Here is a 21,818-nt window from a genome sequence, read left to right on the forward strand (position 1 = left end):
TTAGAATCTAGCATGGTTAAATCGCATAATACTATGCAGTTTTAGTGCTATCTGTAAATTGTTGTTCTTGCTTTAATGCTAAACGCTTGATATTCTCCCAATGTGTATTTATAATGATAATTCCAATTAAGACAACGGGGACATGTGTGCCAATTTGTGCGTTGATATTAATAGATTCTGGCAGACTAAATATATTTGGTATAACAAAGGTTAAAACAATACCGCTTAAAACCCCAAGTAATGATGAAAGCGAAGAGATTTTAAACACCTTGCCAACAATCCCCCATACAATAAGCCCACAAACCCCCTCAACTGGGATTAAAAGCAAAACGCTACCAATAGCAGTGGCGACACCCTTTCCACCATTAAAGCCCAAAAATGGACTATAACAATGCCCTAGTATCGCAAGAATAGCAATGGCATATTGTGTCTCAAAGCTTAAACCCATAAGCTTTGCGATGAGCACGACAAACAGCCCCTTAAACGCATCAAGCAATAAGGTAAGCAATGAGAAAAACTTTGCTTTTTGCGGAGAGATTGCAGCAAAAGCACGATATACATTTGTAGCCCCTGTGCTTTTTGAGCCTATCTCTAAAATATTTTGTTTCGCAAAAATCTTTACAAGCAACGCACCAAAAGGAATGCTACCGATTAAATACGCACATATATATAATAAAATATTTGGATTTGTATCCATAAAATGCCTTTATGTAGAATCTAGCTAAGGATTATAGCCTATTTTTGTAGATTTCATCGCTTTGTGCGTCAATGGCGTGTAAATTATGCAAGATTTACAGGGATAATACCCCGAATGGAATTGATACAATACATCTCACTTGCTTCATATAAATCCTTTTTATATAGAATCTTTTCAGTGCATATACCACATTTTATAAGAGTATTACGCAGTGTCCCAGCAAGGATTCCTAAACTTTGTGGTGGTGTGTAGTATTTGCCATTTTTAGCAATTATAATATTACTTCTTGAGCCTTCAAGTATCTTGCTATCCTTATCTATGTAGATATAATCAAAGCATTCATTTTTAGCAATGCTTATCGTAGCGTCTTTGAAATGCTCTCTTTTTGTAGTTTTATGATAGCTTAGTGGCGTTATAGTATCAAGTGTGGCTAATCTTACTTTAGTATTGTTTATGGGTTGTAAGGCTTGAATGCTATATGTAAGATTCCCTTCTTTTGTTAAGAGTAGGCGGCAAAATGAGAAGTCGTTTGCGATAAAATCATTATTTCCTATTTGCAGTAACTTTTGTAGCGTATGTATAGAATCCCATAAACACAGAGTGGCATTTGTATTATCGTTATAAAGTGTAGAATCTAGCATGTTTGTTTTATTATATTGAGTGTAATAACTAAAAGATTCTAATCTCATAATATGATATTGTATGTCTCTGTTTGGCAAACTAGATTTGGCTAAAATCTCTAAAGATTCTAATATATTTAAATCTTTATGGGTATGCGGTGTATTTATATCTAAGTGTTTCAAAGCAGATTCTATGGCTGTATAGTTAAAGCCCAATGCTTTTGCACTATTATAAAGCCTATATAAATGAGAATGCAAAAGAAATACAGAATCTTTATGTAGCAGTATTGTTTCAATCAAAGAAAAATCCATAATGTTTTGTTCCTAGTGATGAGATCTATAATTTTTTAGAATCTTATTCAAAAAGGTTTAAAAGAGAAGCGATATGGATTTATATTTTTGTGTGCGTGTAAGACTTGTGAAACTCTCATATCTTTTAAAGTCATAGAAAATATGAATAGCACTCGGGATTCTAATAAATCTACACCCTATCCACTAAATCCCTAAATTCAGCAAAAAGCTTACTTGCTTCGCGTGGTCCCGGGCTTGATTCTGGGTGGTGCTGGACTGAAAAGATTGGTGAATCTTTATAATAGACCCCTTCAATCGTATTATCAAAAAGATTTCTATGCGTGATAGTAGCGACTTCTATTATAGATTCTGGCACATTGTAGTTGTGATTTTGTGCGGTGATTTCAAGTGTGTTTGTCTGCATGTTTTTCACCGGGTGGTTGCCACCATGCTGTCCAAACTTAAGCTTATAGGTAGTATATCCATGTGCGTTACTTAAAAGCTGGTGTCCTAGACAGATTCCAAAGATTGGAATCTTTTCTTTAATAAATAGTTTGATCTTTTCAATCTGGTCTTGCAATAACACAGGATCTCCCGGACCATTACTTAAAAAAATGCCACTAATCTCTTTTTGCTTGTATCTCTCTATTAAAGTTTTTGCATCAAAGGTATGCGGCACAACTTCTACGATTAGTCCTACTTGGCTAAGTTCATTTAGAATATTTCGCTTTATACCATAATCGATGGCTATAATTTTTTTCTTTGTCTTATCGTTAATATCAATTTTTGGATATGAAAAGTTAGTAAAATCAAAAGTGCTTTCATCATGTATATAGGGTTTTTCTGTGCTAACTTCTGCGACATAATTTATTTCTTCTATCCTTTTAGCCGATAATAAGGCTTTCTGCAAAGATTCTCTATCTTTTAATTCACTTGATGCGATCATCATCATAGCCCCATTATCACGCAACATTTTCACAATGCCCCGCGTATCGACATTACAAATCCCTATAAGATTATTCTCAATGAAAAATGACTGCAAATCCTGCGTAGAGCGAAAATTTGAGCTAATGCTACTTAGGTTTCTAATCAGCACACCTTTTGCAAAGGGCTTTCTACTCTCCATATCCTGCGGATTACACCCGACAATGCCAATCTCTGGCATACAAAATACAATAAACTGCCCCGCATAGCTTGGATCACTAATAATCTCTTGATAGCCTGTCATAGAGGTATTAAAGACTGCTTCACCAATAGCTGTGCCTTCCTTGCCAAAGCCTTTTGCTTGTAATAAAAGCCCATTCGCAAAATAGAGCCATATATCATGTAGTTTCATTGCTTAAGCCCTTTTATTGAGTTCTTCTTCATAGAGTTTTGCAAAAATTAACTCATACTCTTCACTACCCGGAATTAACTTTCGTTTATAATTTTTGATTTTTTCAACTGCATTATCATAAGCATGCTCGTGGAAATCAAAGTATGAATCAATAGATTCTATAACAAAGTTTTTCACAACATTTTCTGGGACATTGAAATCAATATAGCTTTCTTCAAAAAGTGCGTCTAGAATGTCATGGGCTAATTGGCTGTAACGCTCTTTATATGAAAGTAGAAAGCCCTTTTCTTTTGCAAGCTGCTTTTTTATCATTGCAAATAGCTGCTTTTCATTGACTTCATCTTCTTCGATTGTATCTTGGTGTGCTTCTAGCAATTCCCTTGCTTTAGATTCTATGGCGTATTCTTGCTGCATATCTTCTTTTATGAGTGTTGTGGTAAGGCGGTTTAGATTCGGTAAAGCGGCATTAATTTGGACTAGATTTGAGCGACTTAACTCAAGGATAATGCGTTCTGCTAAGAATTGTGCGTGTTGTGGTTTTAGTTTCATGATTTCCCCTATTTAGAACCATTTGCATTATGTTTTTATTAAAATAAAAATGCTTATTATAACATAAATTTATCAAGGCAATAAGATTTCACAATCATATCTCATTGACAATAAAACCTAGTCGCGGATACTCTTCTAATCGTGGCAATACAATCTCTTTTAATGCTTGCTGCAGTGGCAGGGCGTGTATGCCGATAGAAAGGGTATAATCTCTAAATTCTATTGCTATCTTTTTCTCTTTGGCAAGGGCGACACTTAAAGCAAAAATAAAGCTTAGAATCTGCAGGGCATCGTGTTCTGGCAAAAGATTCTCAAGTGTTTGTGTGATGATTTTTGGTCGCTTTTTGTGCGAAGATTCTAAAAGTGTGGCGATTGTATAACGCTCTTTATGTCCAAAGCCATAATGCAGGGAATGCAATGCAATATAGGCACTATGTTTATGTGCTTGATAGAAGTTAAAGTTTGCACCAATATTATAGAGTTTGCTAGCAACCTGCAAGGCTTGCAGGTGAGAATCTTCTAAGTCATAAGGCTCTTTTAAAAGATTAAAAAGTGTTTTTGTGTGTTTGCTGATTGTTTTAGAATCATCAAGGCTTGTGAGAAAAATATCTTGCAGGGATCTTACACTTGGATTAATATTATTTGGAATCTTTCCATGATGATAACGCAACATATCGTTTAAAAACGCCCCCTCACGCACACCAACACCACTTATAATAAGTTTTTTCGCACTCAATTCCTCTAAAATCACTTGTAAAATAAGTAAGCCTGGTCGTATAGAATCTATACGCCCCTCTTCAAAGCCACTCTCTAAAAGCCACTCATTACTTGCATGTGTAATGGTCTCTAAATGCTCTAAGATATTCTCCACACAAAGCTCATAGCCATGCAGAAAATTAAACGCATAAGATTCTAAATCCATTTCATATTTCGCATACGCACGAATACTCCCGCCAATCCCAAATACATTAAGATTTTTCATAAAAGATGAACTCGCACAAAAGGCTTTAATATCTTTTATATGTTCTTTTACATACTTTCTTACATACTTATATGCTTCTTGCATGTTATTGTGATCAAAAAATAGCTCTTTTAAGCGGATACTCCCTAGATTGAGTGATACCATCGTTTGTATCACGCCATTTTCAATACAGGCAAGCTCTGTGCTACCACCGCCAATATCAATAGTAACACCACTTTTTTCATGCAATAGATTCGCACAAGCTAATGCGCCATAATAGGCTTCTTTCGTGCCGTCTATAACTTTTATAGCAATGCCACATTCTTTTTTGACTCGTGCTATAAACTCGGCTTTATTCGGTGCATCTCGCAGGGCTGAAGTCGCTACGCATATAAGCTTTCTACTCTTTAGTGAATCACTTACTTTTTTAAACTCTTTTAATGCGTTTAAAGCCCTTGCCATCGCTTGTGGTTGTAAATAAGAATCATGCTCATAACTTCCTTCAGAAATACGCACTTTTGATTTTAACTCATGGATAAGGTGGAATCCATAGCGACTTGTTTTTTGAAAGATCGCCATTCTTGCCGAGTTTGAGCCAATATCTATAATCGTTGTAATTTTTGCCATAGTTATCCTTTATAAGTAAGGTTAATGCCCCATATCTTTTGTATCAATAATCGCATCAACAGGGCAGACTTCTATGCAATTTGGGCTTTCTGCATAACCCGCACAAAGAATACATTTGTCTTGTGCGATGATATAGATGGGTTCTCCAATGCTAATGGCTTGTGTAGGACATACATCGCGACACGCATCACAAGCAATACATTGATTGAGAATAACAAGTGAAGACATTTTATTTCCTAATATTTTGTGTTAAAGATTTTGGTTAAAAACTTTGTGTATTATACAATAAAACTTAAACTAGAAAACTATGTGATAGTTTTGTTTGATGATATTTTTAGAGTGTTTTATATAGGGGATAGGGCTAAACACTTCATAATATTTTGCTATAATTTATGATTTTTAATGTTTGGAATCTCTATAAAGTAAATATTGTGTTCAGTAAAATTTTTAGTATAAAATCCAAATAGAGTTTAGATTCCAAAAAAGAAACACAAGTAGTTAATAAAGGGGATTTATGATAAAGCAAGAAGATACGCAGTTTGCCTATACTTATATGAATGCGAATATGCATACACCACTTGCAGTATATAAGGGCATTAACGCACATTTTTTATTAGAATCTGCTTCACTTGAAAGTGGTAAGGGGCGATATTCTATAATTGTTCGTAATGTAAATTTTGGCTTACAAAAAAGAGATAAAGACTATACGTTTGAAACCTATATAAAAGATTCTCCAAAAAATGAGGCAAATAGCTTTTCTTTATCAAATCTTACAGAATATGAAGAGTTACCCCCTTTTTTAATGCAGCTAAAAGATTCTATTCTTTCTATACAAAATAACCACATAAAAGATAAGCCTAGTTTTGATTTTTTAGAGCTTGCAAAGGTGTTTAGAAATGCTTTGCCTAAAATCCCAAAGATTTTAGAATCTCTGCCCTTGCCACTTGGTGGGCTAGGCTATGTTGGCTATGAATTTTTTAGTGAATGTGAAAATGTGGTATTTCAGCAAGAAAGCCTATATGATGCACCTGAAGCCCTGCTTGTATTCCCGCAAGAATGCGTTGTATTTGATCATTTTTATGATTCTATGTATATTGTGATAAATTCACTAGATAATGGGGCTAAGGCAAAGCTAGAATCATTGCAGCAAGAGATTCTATCACTACAAAATACACAGACAAATGAGCTTTTAAACGGGCATAAGGTTTTAGAATCTAGCGTTGTGTATGAAGATTCTAAAGAATGGTATGAAGCGAATGTAGCAAGGATTAAAGATGAGATTTATAAGGGCACATTTTTACAATGTGTGCTTAGTCGAGCTATCGCCATTAAAAGCAATATGAATCCGCTGTATTTCTATGAGACATTAAGACATAATAATCCAAGCCCATATATGTATTATTTAGATTTTGGGACATTTAGCGTTATTGGGGCTAGTCCTGAAGTCATGCTGCAATGCAAGGATAATATACAGACTTTGCGACCTATCGCTGGGACTAGAAAAAGGGGGGCAAACGCACAAGAGGATAGAATCTTAGAGCAAGAATTGCTAGAAGATGAGAAAGAGAATGCAGAACATTTAATGCTTGTTGATTTAGGGCGAAATGATATTGGGCGAAATGCTAGGATAGGAAGTGTAAAGATTAATGCGTTTAGAGTTATTGAGCGATACTCAAGCGTTATGCATATTGTATCAGAGATATGTGGTGAGATTATGGAAGGGCGGGATAATAATAATTGTTTTAAGGCATGTTTCCCTGCGGGAACGGTGAGTGGAGCACCAAAGATTGAAGCGATCACAAAACTCGCACAATATGAGACGCATAAACGATCTATTTATTCTGGTGCGATTTTGTATTTTACTAGAAATGGTGATTTGGATTCTGCGATTACTTTGCGTTCTGCGGTATTGCAAGATGGGATCTATTATTTACAAGCTGGAGCAGGCATTGTCATGGATTCTATCCCTACAAATGAATATATTGAAACATGTAATAAAATGAAAGCCCTTTATGATATTTTGATACAACCTACTAGAGATTAGATTCTAAGTTTAGAATCCAAAGAGAGTGAAATATGAAAAATACGAGATTAAAAGGGCTTTATGGTATCAGTGATACAAAGCTAACGCCTACAAAGACTTTAATAGCACAATTGCAAAAAGCAATACAAGGTGGTTTAAAGATATTTCAATATAGAGATAAAGATTCTAAAGATAGTGAGATTATAGGACTTGTGGGGGAATTACAAGCCTTATGTAATGAAAATAATGTGCTTTTTGTGTTAAATGATAGATATGAGCTTGCTATAAAGCTTGGGGTAAGTGGGCTGCATTTAGGCAAAGATGAAGTATCACAGCTTTTGGATATTAGAGAATCTTTTAAGGGTATTATAGGGGTGAGTTGCTATGATAGCATAGAGTTAGCACAACGCTATGAGAGTGCTAAAGTCGATTATGTAGCTTTTGGGTCTCTCTTTCCCTCACCTACAAAAAGGGACGCTAAGCCTTGTCCTTTAAGCGTTATAGTAGAAGCTAAACATAAACTAAAGATTCCAATATGTGGCATAGGTGGCATTTGTGTAGATAATGTATCTTTACTAAAAGAATGTGATATGATTGCTGTGATTTCTAGTTTGTGGAATATAGATTCTAAAAATTACGCCCCAAACCCCGCAGCCTACCCAAATTTGGCGGATAAACTAGATACTAAAATAACCACTTGTCATACTGAGCCTTTAGGCGAAGTATCTAGCATGGAATCTAAAAAAGATTTTTCGCCTATGACTCAAAATGACAAACAAATTCTAGATTCTATAACGACTTCACATAAAGATATTTCACCTTTTTCAAAGGCTCAATATGACAAGATTCTGGAATCTATAACAACAAACCACGCAAACAAAACCACAAATTCTAGCAGTTGCTCTATGGCTTTAGAGGCTTTAAGCGAATTAGAAGATATGAGTTATTTAAGTGATATGACTATCCATCACAATTCGCTTAATCTTTCAAATTGTATAGACAAGGGCGCAAATTTAGAGAATCAAAATTCTAGTCAAAATGCACCCCTAAACCCTGCACCCACCCAAGCGGTTAAAAATCAAGATTCTAAAAATCTTGCACCATTTAAGGCAGAAGATCTAAAAGATAGCGATTATAACTACATAACTGCTAATGCAAAGAATCTTATAGCCGCATGGCAGACTAAATAATCTAAAAGGAATGAAAATTGAAAAAAGTTACATATATTATTACAGGCTTTTTGTGTGCGTATATGCTCGTTAGCATTACTTCATTACAGGGCGTCGTATATGCACATACAAAAGAGGGCGATCAATATAATGAATATAGGGCAAAATATAGCAAACCAGTAAGTGAATGGGAAAAACCACATATTGATGATGGAATCTCTTATAAAGAAATGCAAGCCCTGCCAAAAATAGCAAAAGATACAAAAGAAAATCCCTACACAGAAGCAAAAATGCTACTTGGTAAAAAACTCTTTTTTGAGCCAAAACTCTCAAAATCAGGACAGATAGCTTGTGCGAGTTGTCATAATCCAGAGTTAGCCTTTGGAGATTCTATAAAAACTAGCTTTGGACATGATAGACAAAGGGGAAAACGCAATGCACCAAATATTATGATGAGTGGCTTTTTTGATGAGTTATTTTGGGACGGAAGGGCTAAAGGTTTAGAATCTCAAGCCCTTATGCCGATTACAAATCCTATTGAAATGGCACATGAGCTTAATGCCATGCAAGATTCTATTGCCAGATTAAGAGAGTATTACCCCTTATTTATCCTTGCATTTGGAGAGACACAAAAACAATATGAAGTTTTAGGGATAGAATCTAAAGAAGAGTTTAAAAAAGTCTTATTAGATTTATTAAGCCTAGATTTACAAAATAAAGATTTAGATTCTCTTCTTCAAAGCAAAACTCTATCAAAAGAGCAAATCACATTAGCCAAAAAACTTATCACAAAAGAGAATATAGCAAAAGCCATTGCGACTTATGAGCGAAGTCTTGTGCCTAAAAATACGCGTTTTAATCGCTTTTTAAATGGCGATTATAAAGCTTTGAGTGATAAAGAAATCTATGGGCTACATATTTTTCGCACAAAAGGGCGGTGTATGAATTGCCATTATGGAGTGGCATTAAGCGATGGAGAATTTCATAATATTGGCTTAAGCTTTTATGGTAGAAAGCTAGAGGATTTAGGACGATATGAGATAAGCAAAGATGAAAAAGATTTAGGTGCGTTTAAAACGCCCTCACTCATAGCAGTATCAAAAAGTGCGCCTTATATGCACAATGGCATATTTCCTACATTAAGGGGTGTCATCAATATGTATAACGCCGGATTCCCCACACATACAAAAACACAAAATATTGCATTAACCCCAAAGACTTCAAAGCTTATGCAGCCGCTAAACCTGAATAAAGAAGAGCTAGAAGCCCTAGAAGCATTTTTACTCACATTATAGAATCTAGTAGAAATAGGGCAGGGCGATATTGCGTAATGTCTATAAAAATAGAGTTAGTATAAATAGAAGTTAAATGGATATGAAATAGGGGTTGTCATAGAGAGAGTAAAACATAGCTTTATTATGTAACTTTGCAAAATCACTCCTTGCCACAACGCATACAAGCTAGATTCCCACTTCACGCAAAAAAAGTAGCTATAAAGCACACAAGCGGTAAGCTTAAACTAAAGCCCACAAAAAGCAGGGGTAAAATCTTTTGTGTAAAGCGTAAAATTGTAAGCATAAGCCCAAGGGCAGAGTAGATTAACCCACCGATATGAGCGGATAAAAAGACATTGTGTATGTAGGATTGAAGTGAAGTAAGCCCTAGCTCATTCATATCTTCTAGCGTGATGAAGCCTTGCGTATAGAGAAAAGTTTCTATTGCTGCAAGGAAAGATGTAATCTCTATGTCTTTTACTTCAATAAGTGAGCTAAAAAAGAGTAAAGAGTAGATAAAACACGCCATAAGCCACGCATAGCTCATAAGTATTCCTACTTTAGCAAATCGCCCTTTTTGTGAAAGAAGCATAACTCCTCCTGCAATTCCAAAAGGTGCAAGCCAAGTAGGGATATTTGGGATATTATAAACTCTCCAAAAAAAAGAAAAAAGTATAATAAGCCCAACACCCACAAATAAGCAAAATCGCTGGAAACCAAAAAATTGCTGTTCTTTATAATCTAGCGTGAAGTCAAACATAATGTCCCTTTTGTAAAAATTCTTATAAGACTAAGAATCTCATTAGATTCTTGTAAAAGTGGTATTTTAACAAAAAAAACAACAATATATGCTGCTTACAAATCCTATTGAAATAGCACGCAAGCTTAATACCATACAAGATTCTATTGCTAGATTAAGAGAGTATTATTCATTATTTATACTTGCCTTTGGAGAGACACAAAAACAATATGAAGTTTTAAAGATAGAATCTAACGATGAGTTTAAAAGAATCTTATTAGATTTATTAGGCTTAAATTTGCAAAATAAAGATTTAGATTCCATTTTGCAAAGTAAAACTTTATCAAAAGACCAAAATAAAGAAAAGCTAGAAGCATTTTTACTCACATTATAGAATCTAGTAGAAATAGGGCAGGGCGATATTATGCAATATCTATAAAAATAGAGTTAGCACATATAAAAGTTAAATAGATATGAAATAAGGGTTGTCATAGAGATAATAAAACATAGCTTTATTATGTAACTTTGCAAAATAATGTTATACTTAATGTTTTGGATTTTTCGCTATTAAGCATGTAGATTTTAAGTTGAAAATGAAAGGAAAGAGAATGAAATACGCCTTTATTTATCCCGGGCAAGGCTCACAAACTAAGGGCATGGGTAGAGACTTTGTTGAAAATTTTTCTATTGCAAAGATGCTTTTAGAAGAGGCAAGTGATAGTTTAAAGCAAGACATGGCAAAGATACTTTATGAAGATGAAGAAAAGCTAAATGAGACACAATACACACAACCAGCCATCTTTCTAGTCAGTGCTATGGCTCATAAAATTGTAGAAAAAGAGTATGGCATAAAGGCAGAGATTGCTTTTGGGCATTCATTAGGCGAAGTAAGTGCGTATTGTCTCAATGGTGGGGCAAACTTTGGAGATTCTATATATTTGACACATAAAAGAGGGCAGTTTATGGCAGAAGCCTGTAAAAATAAGAATGTTGGTATGATGGTCTGCTTGGGACTTGCTACAAATGTATTAGAAGATATCTGCATAAAAGCACAAAAAGAGGGCAAACAAGTCTGGGCAGCAAACTATAACATGGAGGGGCAAGTCGTATTAGCAGGGATTAAAGAGGACTTAGAATCTGTAAGCGACACTTTGAAAGAGGCAGGGGCGAAACGCACATTATTATTAAAAATGAGTGTAGCAAGTCATTGTCCTTTATTACAAGATTCTATACCGCCTTTTAAGGCACTTTTAGAAACAAGCATTAATGATAGCAATATAGAGATTATCTCAAATGCCAATCTCTCTTTATACAAAACAAAAGAAGAAACCTTGCAAAATCTCACACAGCAGCTTATAAAACCTGTGCTATATCATCAATGTGTAAGCAAGGCAAAAGAGCTTGGAATAACAAAATTTATAGAGTTTGGCAATGGAAGCGTATTAGCGGGATTAAATAATAAAATCAGCGATATACCTACAATCAGTATAAATTCAGTGCAGTCAATACAAGGGCTTGGGTCATTATAATGGTAAAAATGCGACAGAGACATCTTTGTGTGTTTGAATTTGAGAAAGGCTCATTTGATGAGATTCTTGCCTATATTCAGTATAATGCGGATTTTATGCGAGATAGATTACTTGCATTTCATGATGATATTACGCCAGAAATACGCGATTTTCTATGTGATTTAGGGGCTATGCCCTTTAAGGTTGAGAATAAAAAGATACTGCAATCAGGCAAAGTAAAACAGCTTATCACAGAAGCCCCTATACAAGACCAAAGCACTATTTCACATGATGACAAGCAAAATACTGCGGTAAAAAAGATTAAAATCACTCTAGATTCTAATGACTTAGCAAGAGTTGTTATGGATAGTAATGATGAGAATATTAATCAAAAAAGTATAGAATATGTTTCTATTGGTAACACTCTACAAGATAGCGATTCTAAAGATTCTAAACTAGATTCTACACCTATAAAAGATTCTATAAAACAAGCACGAAATGGCTTGATAAGTGATATAGAATCCATGCCTATGGTAACCTTTAAACGCACTATCCGCAGTGGCGAAGAGATTATTTTAGAATCTCATGCTGCTTTTATTAAAGATATACATGAGGGTGCTTTGATAAAAAGCAGTGGAAATTTACATATTTATGGTAAATGTCATGGAATATTAGAGTGTTTTGGCGATTATATTATCATTGGAGAGTTTGATATGGGTAGAATCTCTTTGCAAAATGTCATTGTGGAAGGGAAAATGCTTGAGCGGCTAAAAAGTAGCAAAAAGCTAAAAATGCTTACCATAGAAAATGGCGAAATCTCTCTATGTGAGCTTCTATAAAAGGATAAATATGAAACAAAGAACGATAGCAAAAAAAGTGGAGCTTGTAGGCATTGGACTGCATAAAGGTGTGCCAGTGAAGATGATATTAGAGCCATTGCCAAGTGATAGTGGCATTGTCTTTTATCGTAGTGATATGGGGGTTAGCATACCGCTTAAGATAGAAAATGTGATTGATACGACTATGGCAACTGTGATTGGTAGAAACGGGGCAAAAGTCTCTACAATCGAGCATTTACTCTCCAGCATACATGCCTATGGTATTGATAATATACGCATTATCCTTGATAATGAGGAAGTGCCTATTATGGACGGGTCTAGCATAGGATTCTGTATGTTATTGGAAGAAGCAGGGATACAAGAGCTAGATAAGCCAAAAAAGGCTATTGAGATTAAAGAAGTCGTTGAGGTAGAAGAGGGCGGTAAATTTGTGCGACTTATGCCAAGTGATTCTATAACCTTTGATTTTACGATTAAATTCCCACATCAAGCCATAAGAGAGCAAAGCTATAAGTTTGAGTTTAGCACACAAAAATATAAAGAAGAGATAGCAAGGGCTAGGACTTTTGGGTTTTTACAGGAAGTAAATCAGCTTAGGGCTATGGGATTAGGGCTTGGCGGTAGCTTTGATAATTGCATTGTGCTTGATGAAAAAGGCATTATGAATGCTGAAGGACTGCGATATAAAGATGAGTTTGTAAGGCATAAGATTCTTGATGCAATCGGTGATATGTCCTTGCTTGGTATGCCAGTAATTGGCGGATATATCTCTTTTGCAGGTAGCCATAAGCTCAATCACTTTTTAACAAAAAAGCTTTTAAGCGCAGCCCATGCGTATAGCATTGTAGATTTACAAGACAAGGTAAAAGACACACAAAAAGCCTATGTCCCCGCAAAAGTAAAGGCTTAGATTCTAAGTAAAGTATAGAATCTCATTTTGTAATCTGTGTTTTACTGATTTGTGTTTCTTGCATTTTAGGTGATATTTGTTTGGTTCTATCTTTTTGCATGGAATATATTGTTGTGATCTAAATTTGTTTTTTGTTGCTGATAGAAATAATGATTCAGGGCGTGGTGGATATAATGTGTTGCTTTATTAGGTTTCTTTTGCGTGAAATTATGTATTTTATAAGTTGAGAGCAAGACTAGTTACAAAATCATTTTTGTGCTATAATTAGCATTTTTATTTATTAAAAAACAAAGGATTATTATGCCATGGTGGTTGGTAAAACAAATACGAAGAGCAGTGAGAAAGATAGCGCGAAAAGTTGGGGCAGTGTCGCCTTATGATTTTTATGATTGGCGAGTGCCCTGGGCAAGTAAGAAAGATATACAGCAAGATAGGGAGCGTTATAATGCGTTAAATACTGATGGAAGATTCGTCATAGATTCTAAAAATGAATATATTGTTCGCGATCTTAAATACATTAATACAGAACATGGGATCAGCTATATTCCAACTTATGTGAGGGATTTGTGGGGAGCAAAGCAAGTATATAAACATAAGCCTTCAAGCCATTATGATTGTGGGTCAAGCTTTTGTGGTTTCACCACACTGCTTATACCTATGGGAATAAATATTGTGCTTATTGATATTCGAGATTTAACAGATAGATTCAATACTTCGCTATTTAAAGATATATGGGGGGGGGGGGTAAGTTGCCTTCAATCCGACATAACAACACTGCATGGCATAGAAGATAATAGTATTGAATCTTTTTCAATCATGGGTGCACTTGATGGCTTTGGGCTTGGCATGTATGGAGAACCTATTAATCCAGATGCGTGGCGGCTTGCATTATTATCAGTTCAAAGAGTGCTAAAGAATGGTGGTAGATTTTATCTAGCTGCACAGATTGGCAAACAAGATAAATTGCGTTTTAATGCAGGTAGAATCTTTAGACTAAATACAATTTGTGATACGCTTAAAGAAATGTCTCTCAACGAGTTGCATTTCCTTAAAGGGCATGATTTAGATACTTACCCCTGCATATATCAGAAAGATGGTAAGACTATTACAAATGATTCCAATCTCCATTTTTTATGTAATCAAGATTCTGCAACAGCACTGATGATATTTCAAAAACTATAAGAAGTTGTTGAAAAATTTGAATGTAAGAAACAAAAATAAACAAAATACATATAGGCGCATATACTCTTTAGTGTTGTGCCTAAACACCATGCATTTTGTTTATGCTGTAATTTATGACACTTTAATATTTTATACATTATGTTGCAAATGAACAATCATGCTGACGCACCAAACAGGACTTTAACACATTTTAGATCTCAAGCATAAGTAATTTTGGAATATTTGATACATTTTTGTGCTTTTCATTATAAATTTCATGGGTATAAAAGTAACAATATCTTACTTTTAGTTTTTTTCATTGTTAATTAAGTTGCATTTTTTTGAATTTGAGATTATATTAAATTAATCAAGTGTTAATAAGAAACACGGATAAGGAGAACATAATGCAAAATATTGATGAAGACAAGGCATTTGCAAAGCAGATATTTAAACCAAACAGAGAGTTTGCCAAACAAGCACGAATTAAAAATATGTGTGAATATGAGGACTTGTGCTATGAAGCAGATACTGATTATGAGGGCTTTTGGGCGAAACAAGCTAGAGAGAAGATTCACTGGTTTAAGGATTTTAATCGTGTTTTAAATGATGATAATGCTCCGTTTTATAAGTGGTTTGAGGGTGGTAAGCTAAATGTTTCTTATCAATGTATTGATAGACATTTGAAAACAAAGAAAAATAAAGTTGCTATCATTTTTGAGGGCGAGATGGGCGACTATAAAGTCATTACCTATCGCAAACTTTATACAGAGGTCAATAAAACTGCAAATTTATTGAAAAATCACTTTGACATTAAAAAAGGCGATAGGGTCGTGCTTTATATGCCTATGATCCCAGAGGTAGCTATCGTTATGCTTGCATGTGCTAGAATCGGGGCTATTCATAGTGTTGTATTTGGTGGATTTAGCCCAGAAGCACTAAGGGATAGAATCCAAGATGCAGAGGCAAAGCTAGTGGTTACTGCTGATGGTGCGTTTAGGAAAGGGAAGCCCTATATGCTAAAACCAGCGGTAGATAAGGCGTTGGAAGATAATGCATGTCCTAGTGTGAAAAAGGTGCTTGTAGTAACGCGTAATGATTGCGATATAAACTATGTGAGAGGTAGAGACTACTCATATAATGAGATGGTAGCCCATGAAAAAAGCACATTTGAACCAGAACCTATGGACTCAGAAGATCCGCTATTCTTGCTTTATACAAGCGGTAGCACGGGTAAGCCAAAAGGTGTGCAGCATAGCAGTGCGGGCTATATTTTGTATGCACAAATGACTATGGAATGGGTGTTTGATATTAAAGATTCTGATAATTTTTGGTGCACCGCTGATGTTGGGTGGATTACGGGGCATACTTATTTGATTTATGGTCCTTTAGCGTGTGGGGCCACGACTATTATTTATGAGGGAACACTCGCATATCCAAACTATGGCAGATGGTGGCAGATGATAGAAGAATATATGGTAGATAAATTCTACACTTCGCCGACTGCCATTCGTATGCTGCATTCACATGCAGAAAATGAGCCAAAAAACTATGATTTAAGTTCTTTAAAAGTTTTAGGCACGGTGGGTGAGCCTATTAACCCTACTGCATGGAAATGGTTTTATGAAGAAATCGGTGGTAGTAAATGCCCTATCGTTGATACATGGTGGCAAACAGAAACAGGTGGAAATATGATTACCCCATTACCCGGTGCGACACCTATTCGCCCCGGTTGTGCTACTTTGCCATTACCCGGAATTATCGCAGAAGTCTTGCATGAAGATGGGACAAAAGCAGCCCCCGGAGAGCAAGGGCTACTTTGTATCACAAAGCCATGGCCATCAATGATTAGAGGCATTTGGGGCGATCCAGACAGATATGTGGATAGCTACTTTAAACAAGTGAAAAAAGATGGCAAACCCGTATATTTCTCAGGCGATGGGGCGATCATTGATGAAAAAGGCTATATCACTATCACAGGTAGAACTGATGATGTTGTGAATGTTAGCGGACATAGAATCGGCACCGCAGAGATTGAATCTGCCATTGCAAAGCATCCAAGTGTCGCAGAAAGTGCATGTGTGAGTAGATTAGATTCTATCACGGGTGAGAGTTTGTTTGCTTATATCGTGCTGCATGAAGGTGTGGTGGATAATACCGCTGAAGAGCTTGAGATTATGAAAGAGATTAATCGCATTTTAAGTAAAGAGATAGGCAATATCGCAAAGCTTGGGGCAGCCCTATTTGTGCCGGGCTTACCAAAAACTAGAAGCGGTAAGATTATGCGTAGAATCTTAAAAGCAATCGCTAGAAATGAGGTAGTTACACAAGATGTAAGCACACTAGAAGACCCACAAATCGTAGAAAAGATAGCACAAATTGCAAAAAATGCAGAGTAGTTTAAAGTAGCTATGTAGTGTTTAATGTATCCCATGCTAAACATGTGGCATTGTGGCAATTCATCATTGTAAATTGTAAATAAGTTTTATTTTCTTAAATTGCAAATAAAGCTAAAGATTTACTGCAATGTCTTATATGCTGTTTTGATGCAGATGCAATTATAAAACTATCTCCACAGATACTACAACTCTTCAAGCTTCTAAATCCTTAGAAATTGCACTAAAAATTATATCTCAATTCCGCATAATAGTTTCTACCAAGGGCTGGGGCATAGAGTGGGTATTTTTGATAGGTAGCATACCAAGAGTTAAAAAGATTTCGCACGCCGACATTAATTTTTACATCTTTAACGCTAAACATAGCACCTAAATCACTCAGCACATAGCCACCCTTATTCATAATATGACTTTTTCCCGCTGCATTGCTTGTGCCGCTTGTAGAATCAAGTGATTGCGAAATGTAGGTATTATTGAAAAAGAGTGTAAGGTTTAGGGTGTTTGTCCGCAAAATATCAGCTTCTACATTGAGAGTTGCTTTAAGCCATGGGACATAAGGCACCATGTTGCCCTGCAAATGGGCGTTTGCGACATTTGTTTGCAATATATTTGTATAAAGCATGCCTATACTTTCACTTAGTCTTAGCCATGAAGTATCAAAAAAGCTTTGTTGCGCACTAAGTTCTGCACCCACTCTTTGTGTCTGCCCTAGATTGCTGTATGTATAGGCTGTGCCATGCGTGATATTATTTACAAAAATCTCATTAAATGTATGCGTATAAAAAAGTGTTGCAGAGATATAGCTAAAGTCAATTTCATCTTTCATGCCTATTTCAGCGGTGATATATTGCTCTGGTTTAATGCCGTTTGATTCATTTCTCTTTAATTGACTGCTATTGTTGCTACTATTTATACTTGAGTTTGGATCGGCATTAATCATTTGAAAAGCACTAGGGCTTATAAAGCCTAACTCCAGCTTTGCATAGGTGTTGCCTGTATCGCTGTATTGATAGCTTGGTGTGATTTCTGCAGCATAGCTTAGGTTTTGTGCGTGGTCTTTGAAGTTAAGATATTCGCTAGATTCTGTTGTGTTGTTATTAGTTTTTGTTTTTTGCCAATAGTCTTGGATATTTTGCATCCAATAGTTAGAATACTCTAGACGCACACCACCACTAAGCTTTATGGAATCTGTAAAGCTAAAGCTATCAAATACATAGAGACTATTTGATAGCTTTATGGCGGTATTTGTGATATTTGTTATGTAGTGTATCATTTGCGATGAAGTAGCCCTAAAAGATCTCCCCTTTGCATTCATAGGAAAAAAGTGATTGATATGATTTATACGCTTTGAAGCTTCTAGGATATTATCAAGTCCTAGCATAAGTGTATTATTTGTCGTTGTGTATTTTGCCTTTAGATTCAGTCCTGCGGCATGATTTTGGAATCCGCTAGGCTTTCCCATATCCATGATACCTGCTGGACAAAATGATCCCGTTGCCTTTGTGCTAATGCAGTATTCATACTCCATATATCTTGTAAGTGAGAATTGATAAAAGGCTAACGCATCAAAGTCTAGATTCTCACTCCATTTTGTCGTGTAGTTAAGTGAAGTTTGCAGGGAGTCATTTTGCGTTTTTATGGTGTATTCATCTGGGTTGTTTCGCTCTTTTTTTATGGTGCTTTCATCTTTTGTGATTGTTGTTGAACTGCTACCATTATTCCTAATAGTAGAAGTATATGAGAGATAGCTTAGAGGGATACTCTGCCATGAGTGTGAGTAGCTGATATTAAAGTCATATTTTTGATTCTCAGTGGGATTATATAGGGCTTGAAAGGCGGTGTAGAGATTTGTCTCATTATCATTGCTAAAGGCTTTAATCTTACTTTTATCAGTAGCCACACCCGCAGCATTACGCGCCCCGGGCGTATATCCCGCACTCACATCGCCTTTTATGAATAGATTCTCACCAACCTTTTTACCACTAGCAATACTTAAACTCCCACCTTGAAGCCCCACACTCTCCCCGCTTATCGCTTTTAATACTACGCGGTTAAAATCCTTGCTTGGCATTTTTGTAACAATATTTATAACCCCACCCCTTGTGCCATTACCATATACCACAGCCCCACCGCCGGGTATTATCTCTATCCTTTCCACATTGTCAATATCTATATTATTATAGGGCGAAACGCCATGAGAGGTATCTAGCAGGGATATAGGCACACGATTGACTAGGATTTTCACCGCACGATTAGAATCTAGTCCTTGACCTCTTAGGTCTATATTATTGCCAAATCCATTGCTATTAAAAGTGATAAGGGGGCTGTATTGCAAAGCTTGATTAATGTTTAAAAACCCCTTGTTTTGCAGCTCTTCTTTGTCTATCAATAGAATATTTTTTGCTTCATCTTTGAGTGGTAAATCAAAGCCTGTGCTAGAGGTTACCACAGCATTTAGTCGCTTTGTTTGCGTATCTGTATCGCCTTGCGTGGAATCTAGCAGGGCAGCCAGTTTGTCATTTGTCGCTATTTCATTCGCACATAAACTTTGACTTAAAGATATGCTTAGTAATGCAGCGGATAGAATGAGTTTTGAACCTTTTTGTGTTCGTATATTACACATTGAAATACTCCAAATATAAAATAAGAATTAATATTATAATTATATAAAATATTATTTATGATAATTACTTGCATAATTGAATATTAAATATTTTAAGTAAAATATGTTACTTTGAGTAACTAGATTTTAGATAGATAGGAATTGTATGAGATAAAAATATTGAGAATGTCTCTAATAAAGTAGTTTGCTATCTTAAAACTTTAGAATCTTGGTTTGTAGTGCAAGGTTAAAAAATATTATTCTATTGAAAATATCCAAAAGAATAAAATCTTGTGTTAAACAAAAAAAGTATAGGGGAATAAAGTAGTGTATCATTCAATAAAATATCTAGTCTCTAGATTCTAGATTCTTGTCGTTTTGAGCCGTAGGCTAAAAATCGTTTTAGATTCTATGCTAGATATTTCGGCTCACGCCTCAATATGACAATTATTTCGAATCTAGCACATTTCAAAACGCCCTGCGGAAGTATTTTTGAGTTAGAATCGGGGTTTTACGAGCCGAGTGCAAGGAGTTTATTAAACATATGCAGTGGCAAAGCCACAAATCCACACTTGCAAAATGACGAAGCACGAGACGAAGTAATCGCCGATTCTAGCCAAAAAGACAACGCAAAATCTAAAATCTAAACTTCTTAAGATTCTATAAATTCTCCCACAAGCCTTTCAATCTTAGGAGCAGCACTTACAGCAGATTCTATAAAACACATATTGAAACACTCATCAAACCAGCTAGATTCTAAGTTATTTAACACACTCTTTTTTGCACATTGACTAAATTGTGCGACATTTAGCACTTCTCCACTTGTGCCAATGCAGACAAATAAGCTATTCTCACTCTCACTTAGTCTCTCTAGCTCTCTAGCTAACAAGGCATAGTTTGGGGCATATTCGCTAAACATCACAATATTATGTCTTAAAGATTCTTCCCCACAAGATTCACATATAAGTTTTGGCATAGCTTGATAACCAATATTTGTGATAGTCTCACACAATTCACAACGCACTTCAGGTAAGAATCCGTGCAAGTGAATGACATTTTTACACCCAGCTCGCTCCAACAAGTCATCTACATTTTGCGTGATGACTACTACTTCTTGTGGATAGTTTGCTTTGAGCCTTGCTATCATCTTATGTGCGGCATTTGGATTAACTTCTCCTAATTGTATCCGCCTTTTATCATAGAAATCTAGCACCTTTTTTCTATCCTTAGCAAAGCCACTCGCACTACATACTTCCATAATGTCAAACTCTTCCCATAAGCCATCATTATCACGGAATGTCCGCAATCCACTTTCTGCACTAAGCCCAGCTCCACTAAATATCATTACTCGTTTAGAATCCATTACACTTCCTTATATTTCTTTGATAATTTATAACTAATAGCAAAAGTATCAATCTCATATTCATAGAAAAATTCTAGGTCAGTATCTAATGCCCCAATCTCTTCATCACTTATAAAGATTCCATAAAATTTTAGCTTTTCTTTAATGCGATTACTCCAATAAGTTGTATAATCTAGCCATTTTTTAGAAGCTACATCATAGTAATTCGTAGAAAAATTTAGCCATTCATTTTCTGTGTCCCGTATATCTTCCCATAACTCTTGCTCTTTTATCTTTTTTGCCTTTTTATTTTGTTTTAATGCGTGAGATTTTTTTATTTTGTTTTGCTTAGTTGTAACTTGTTTTTTATCATTACTGCAAATATGTTTAGAATCTATTTCAAACACAGCTTTAAAGTTAAAATTATTAGGCAAATTTTTTAGAATCTCACTCAGTTTATTTTTATTCATTTGCTAACCTTTTTTGATATTTAGTAAGTGTAACACAATCTATTGACAATATTATGACAAAGCATTGTAAAATATGATAGACCTTTGCGTAAATATAGAATCCTAGATTCTATTCCCCATCGCATACAACACTTGGGCTTTTTGCGTTTGTGTATCATACACCCAATGTGTGTCAAAAAATGTTTTTTCATCTCCATTGTCATCTATGTCTAAAAGATAGAATCTATTGCCCTTGTGCCTTTGGTCTTGCATTTTTTGCTGCAGATTCTGTGAAATATCGCCAAAACAACCATCAGAAATAACGATT

General features: G+C 35.4%; 20 protein-coding genes and 1 pseudogene. 10 read left to right on the forward strand and 11 right to left on the reverse strand.

Annotated elements, in window-relative coordinates; genetic code table 11:
* Window positions 1-31: 31 nt before the first annotated feature.
* The 6 genes from plsY to C6H17_RS02510 form a co-directional block, all read right to left on the reverse strand.
* The gene (plsY, locus tag C6H17_RS02485; protein ID WP_004086896.1) at window positions 32-697 is read right to left on the reverse strand and encodes a glycerol-3-phosphate 1-O-acyltransferase PlsY; all 666 of its coding nucleotides are present in this window, start codon (window positions 695-697) and stop codon (window positions 32-34) included.
* 83 nt (window positions 698-780) lie between these two features.
* Window positions 781-1,617 carry an aminotransferase class IV gene (locus tag C6H17_RS02490; protein WP_233714081.1) on the reverse strand — a complete coding sequence of 279 codons (837 nt, stop codon included), beginning with the start codon at window positions 1,615-1,617 and terminating at the stop codon, window positions 781-783.
* 181 nt (window positions 1,618-1,798) lie between these two features.
* A complete protein-coding gene (gene carA, locus C6H17_RS02495; protein ID WP_005219766.1) occupies window positions 1,799-2,944 on the reverse strand; it encodes a glutamine-hydrolyzing carbamoyl-phosphate synthase small subunit in 1,146 nt (381 codons plus the stop codon).
* 3 nt (window positions 2,945-2,947) lie between these two features.
* Window positions 2,948-3,493, reverse strand: a complete 546-nt coding sequence (locus C6H17_RS02500) for a DUF507 family protein (RefSeq protein WP_004086899.1) — start codon at window positions 3,491-3,493, stop codon at window positions 2,948-2,950.
* A 94-nt stretch (window positions 3,494-3,587) separates the two neighbouring features.
* On the reverse strand, window positions 3,588-5,081 hold the full coding sequence (locus C6H17_RS02505; RefSeq protein WP_005219767.1) for a Ppx/GppA phosphatase family protein: 1,494 nt from the start codon (window positions 5,079-5,081) through the stop codon (window positions 3,588-3,590).
* A 21-nt stretch (window positions 5,082-5,102) separates the two neighbouring features.
* Window positions 5,103-5,309, reverse strand: a complete 207-nt coding sequence (locus tag C6H17_RS02510; RefSeq protein ID WP_004086901.1) for a DUF362 domain-containing protein — start codon at window positions 5,307-5,309, stop codon at window positions 5,103-5,105.
* A gap of 286 nt (window positions 5,310-5,595) precedes the next feature.
* Here C6H17_RS02510 and C6H17_RS02515 point away from each other — a divergent pair, with 286 nt between their 5' ends.
* The 3 genes from C6H17_RS02515 to C6H17_RS02525 are packed head-to-tail and all read left to right on the forward strand — an operon-like array spanning window position 5,596 to window position 9,568.
* Window positions 5,596-7,125: an anthranilate synthase component I family protein gene (locus C6H17_RS02515; protein ID WP_020995962.1), complete on the forward strand. Its 1,530-nt coding sequence runs from the start codon at window positions 5,596-5,598 to the stop codon at window positions 7,123-7,125.
* A gap of 32 nt (window positions 7,126-7,157) precedes the next feature.
* Window positions 7,158-8,294: a thiamine phosphate synthase gene (thiE, locus tag C6H17_RS02520; protein WP_005219769.1), complete on the forward strand. Its 1,137-nt coding sequence runs from the start codon at window positions 7,158-7,160 to the stop codon at window positions 8,292-8,294.
* Window positions 8,295-8,311: 17 nt separating this feature from the next.
* The gene (locus C6H17_RS02525) at window positions 8,312-9,568 is read left to right on the forward strand and encodes a cytochrome-c peroxidase (RefSeq protein ID WP_005219770.1); all 1,257 of its coding nucleotides are present in this window, start codon (window positions 8,312-8,314) and stop codon (window positions 9,566-9,568) included.
* Between the two features lie 178 nt (window positions 9,569-9,746).
* On the opposite strand, the gene C6H17_RS02530 is transcribed toward C6H17_RS02525, so the two are convergent.
* On the reverse strand, window positions 9,747-10,307 hold the full coding sequence (locus C6H17_RS02530) for a hypothetical protein (protein WP_005219771.1): 561 nt from the start codon (window positions 10,305-10,307) through the stop codon (window positions 9,747-9,749).
* A gap of 88 nt (window positions 10,308-10,395) precedes the next feature.
* Here C6H17_RS02530 and C6H17_RS02535 point away from each other — a divergent pair, with 88 nt between their 5' ends.
* The 6 genes from C6H17_RS02535 (at window position 10,396) to acs (ending at window position 17,100) form a co-directional block, all read left to right on the forward strand.
* The gene (locus tag C6H17_RS02535) at window positions 10,396-10,680 is read left to right on the forward strand and encodes a hypothetical protein (RefSeq protein WP_005219772.1); all 285 of its coding nucleotides are present in this window, start codon (window positions 10,396-10,398) and stop codon (window positions 10,678-10,680) included.
* 214 nt (window positions 10,681-10,894) lie between these two features.
* Window positions 10,895-11,815 carry an ACP S-malonyltransferase gene (fabD, locus tag C6H17_RS02540; RefSeq protein WP_020995963.1) on the forward strand — a complete coding sequence of 307 codons (921 nt, stop codon included), beginning with the start codon at window positions 10,895-10,897 and terminating at the stop codon, window positions 11,813-11,815.
* A gap of 8 nt (window positions 11,816-11,823) precedes the next feature.
* Window positions 11,824-12,633: a hypothetical protein gene (locus C6H17_RS02545; RefSeq protein WP_223808383.1), complete on the forward strand. Its 810-nt coding sequence runs from the start codon at window positions 11,824-11,826 to the stop codon at window positions 12,631-12,633.
* Between the two features lie 10 nt (window positions 12,634-12,643).
* Complete coding sequence (gene lpxC / locus C6H17_RS02550; RefSeq protein ID WP_004086909.1) at window positions 12,644-13,543, forward strand: UDP-3-O-acyl-N-acetylglucosamine deacetylase; 900 nt, start codon at window positions 12,644-12,646, stop codon at window positions 13,541-13,543.
* Window positions 13,544-13,843: 300 nt separating this feature from the next.
* The gene (locus C6H17_RS02555) at window positions 13,844-14,725 is read left to right on the forward strand and encodes a DUF268 domain-containing protein (RefSeq protein ID WP_005219775.1); all 882 of its coding nucleotides are present in this window, start codon (window positions 13,844-13,846) and stop codon (window positions 14,723-14,725) included.
* Window positions 14,726-15,108: 383 nt separating this feature from the next.
* Window positions 15,109-17,100, forward strand: coding sequence for an acetate--CoA ligase (gene acs / locus C6H17_RS02560; protein WP_005219776.1), 1,992 nt, complete (start codon window positions 15,109-15,111; stop codon window positions 17,098-17,100).
* Window positions 17,101-17,320: 220 nt separating this feature from the next.
* Here acs and C6H17_RS02565 read toward each other — a convergent pair whose 3' ends face one another.
* Window positions 17,321-19,720, reverse strand: a complete 2,400-nt coding sequence (locus C6H17_RS02565; RefSeq protein WP_005219777.1) for a TonB-dependent receptor — start codon at window positions 19,718-19,720, stop codon at window positions 17,321-17,323.
* 419 nt (window positions 19,721-20,139) lie between these two features.
* Between C6H17_RS02565 and C6H17_RS12075 the strand changes: the two genes are divergently transcribed.
* Window positions 20,140-20,346: a hypothetical protein gene (locus C6H17_RS12075; RefSeq protein ID WP_005219778.1), complete on the forward strand. Its 207-nt coding sequence runs from the start codon at window positions 20,140-20,142 to the stop codon at window positions 20,344-20,346.
* Window positions 20,347-20,351: 5 nt separating this feature from the next.
* On the opposite strand, the gene C6H17_RS02570 is transcribed toward C6H17_RS12075, so the two are convergent.
* The 3 genes and pseudogenes from C6H17_RS02570 to C6H17_RS02580 form a co-directional block, all read right to left on the reverse strand.
* A complete protein-coding gene (locus C6H17_RS02570; RefSeq protein WP_005219779.1) occupies window positions 20,352-21,062 on the reverse strand; it encodes an SIR2 family NAD-dependent protein deacylase in 711 nt (236 codons plus the stop codon).
* Window positions 21,062-21,511 (reverse strand): hypothetical protein, encoded by a 450-nt coding sequence (locus tag C6H17_RS12415; RefSeq protein ID WP_199768854.1) that lies wholly within the window; start codon window positions 21,509-21,511, stop codon window positions 21,062-21,064. The genes C6H17_RS02570 and C6H17_RS12415 overlap by 1 nt, the downstream gene beginning before the upstream one ends.
* A 102-nt stretch (window positions 21,512-21,613) precedes the next feature.
* Window positions 21,614-21,818 (reverse strand): annotated as a pseudogene (locus C6H17_RS02580) (hypothetical protein); the annotation flags it as partial.

This window comes from Helicobacter rappini (genome assembly GCF_900198625.1).
GTDB classification, from domain to species: domain Bacteria; phylum Campylobacterota; class Campylobacteria; order Campylobacterales; family Helicobacteraceae; genus Helicobacter_A; species Helicobacter_A rappini.

Excerpts from the sequence above, each read along its gene's own strand:
- C6H17_RS02535 (WP_005219772.1), top strand. The coding sequence starts at position 10,396 with ATGCTGCTTACAAATCCTATTGAAATAGCACGCAAGCTTAATACCATA.
- C6H17_RS02555 (WP_005219775.1), top strand. The coding sequence starts at position 13,844 with ATGCCATGGTGGTTGGTAAAACAAATACGAAGAGCAGTGAGAAAGATA.
- acs (WP_005219776.1), top strand. The coding sequence starts at position 15,109 with ATGCAAAATATTGATGAAGACAAGGCATTTGCAAAGCAGATATTTAAA.
- C6H17_RS02545 (WP_223808383.1), top strand. The coding sequence starts at position 11,824 with ATGCGACAGAGACATCTTTGTGTGTTTGAATTTGAGAAAGGCTCATTT.
- C6H17_RS02570 (WP_005219779.1), bottom strand. The coding sequence starts at position 21,062 with ATGGATTCTAAACGAGTAATGATATTTAGTGGAGCTGGGCTTAGTGCA.
- C6H17_RS12075 (WP_005219778.1), top strand. The coding sequence starts at position 20,140 with ATGACAATTATTTCGAATCTAGCACATTTCAAAACGCCCTGCGGAAGT.
- thiE (WP_005219769.1), top strand. The coding sequence starts at position 7,158 with ATGAAAAATACGAGATTAAAAGGGCTTTATGGTATCAGTGATACAAAG.
- C6H17_RS02510 (WP_004086901.1), bottom strand. The coding sequence starts at position 5,309 with ATGTCTTCACTTGTTATTCTCAATCAATGTATTGCTTGTGATGCGTGT.
- C6H17_RS02530 (WP_005219771.1), bottom strand. The coding sequence starts at position 10,307 with ATGTTTGACTTCACGCTAGATTATAAAGAACAGCAATTTTTTGGTTTC.
- C6H17_RS02515 (WP_020995962.1), top strand. The coding sequence starts at position 5,596 with ATGATAAAGCAAGAAGATACGCAGTTTGCCTATACTTATATGAATGCG.
- C6H17_RS02565 (WP_005219777.1), bottom strand. The coding sequence starts at position 19,720 with ATGTGTAATATACGAACACAAAAAGGTTCAAAACTCATTCTATCCGCT.
- C6H17_RS02505 (WP_005219767.1), bottom strand. The coding sequence starts at position 5,081 with ATGGCAAAAATTACAACGATTATAGATATTGGCTCAAACTCGGCAAGA.
- C6H17_RS12415 (WP_199768854.1), bottom strand. The coding sequence starts at position 21,511 with ATGAATAAAAATAAACTGAGTGAGATTCTAAAAAATTTGCCTAATAAT.
- lpxC (WP_004086909.1), top strand. The coding sequence starts at position 12,644 with ATGAAACAAAGAACGATAGCAAAAAAAGTGGAGCTTGTAGGCATTGGA.
- C6H17_RS02500 (WP_004086899.1), bottom strand. The coding sequence starts at position 3,493 with ATGAAACTAAAACCACAACACGCACAATTCTTAGCAGAACGCATTATC.
- carA (WP_005219766.1), bottom strand. The coding sequence starts at position 2,944 with ATGAAACTACATGATATATGGCTCTATTTTGCGAATGGGCTTTTATTA.
- fabD (WP_020995963.1), top strand. The coding sequence starts at position 10,895 with ATGAAATACGCCTTTATTTATCCCGGGCAAGGCTCACAAACTAAGGGC.
- plsY (WP_004086896.1), bottom strand. The coding sequence starts at position 697 with ATGGATACAAATCCAAATATTTTATTATATATATGTGCGTATTTAATC.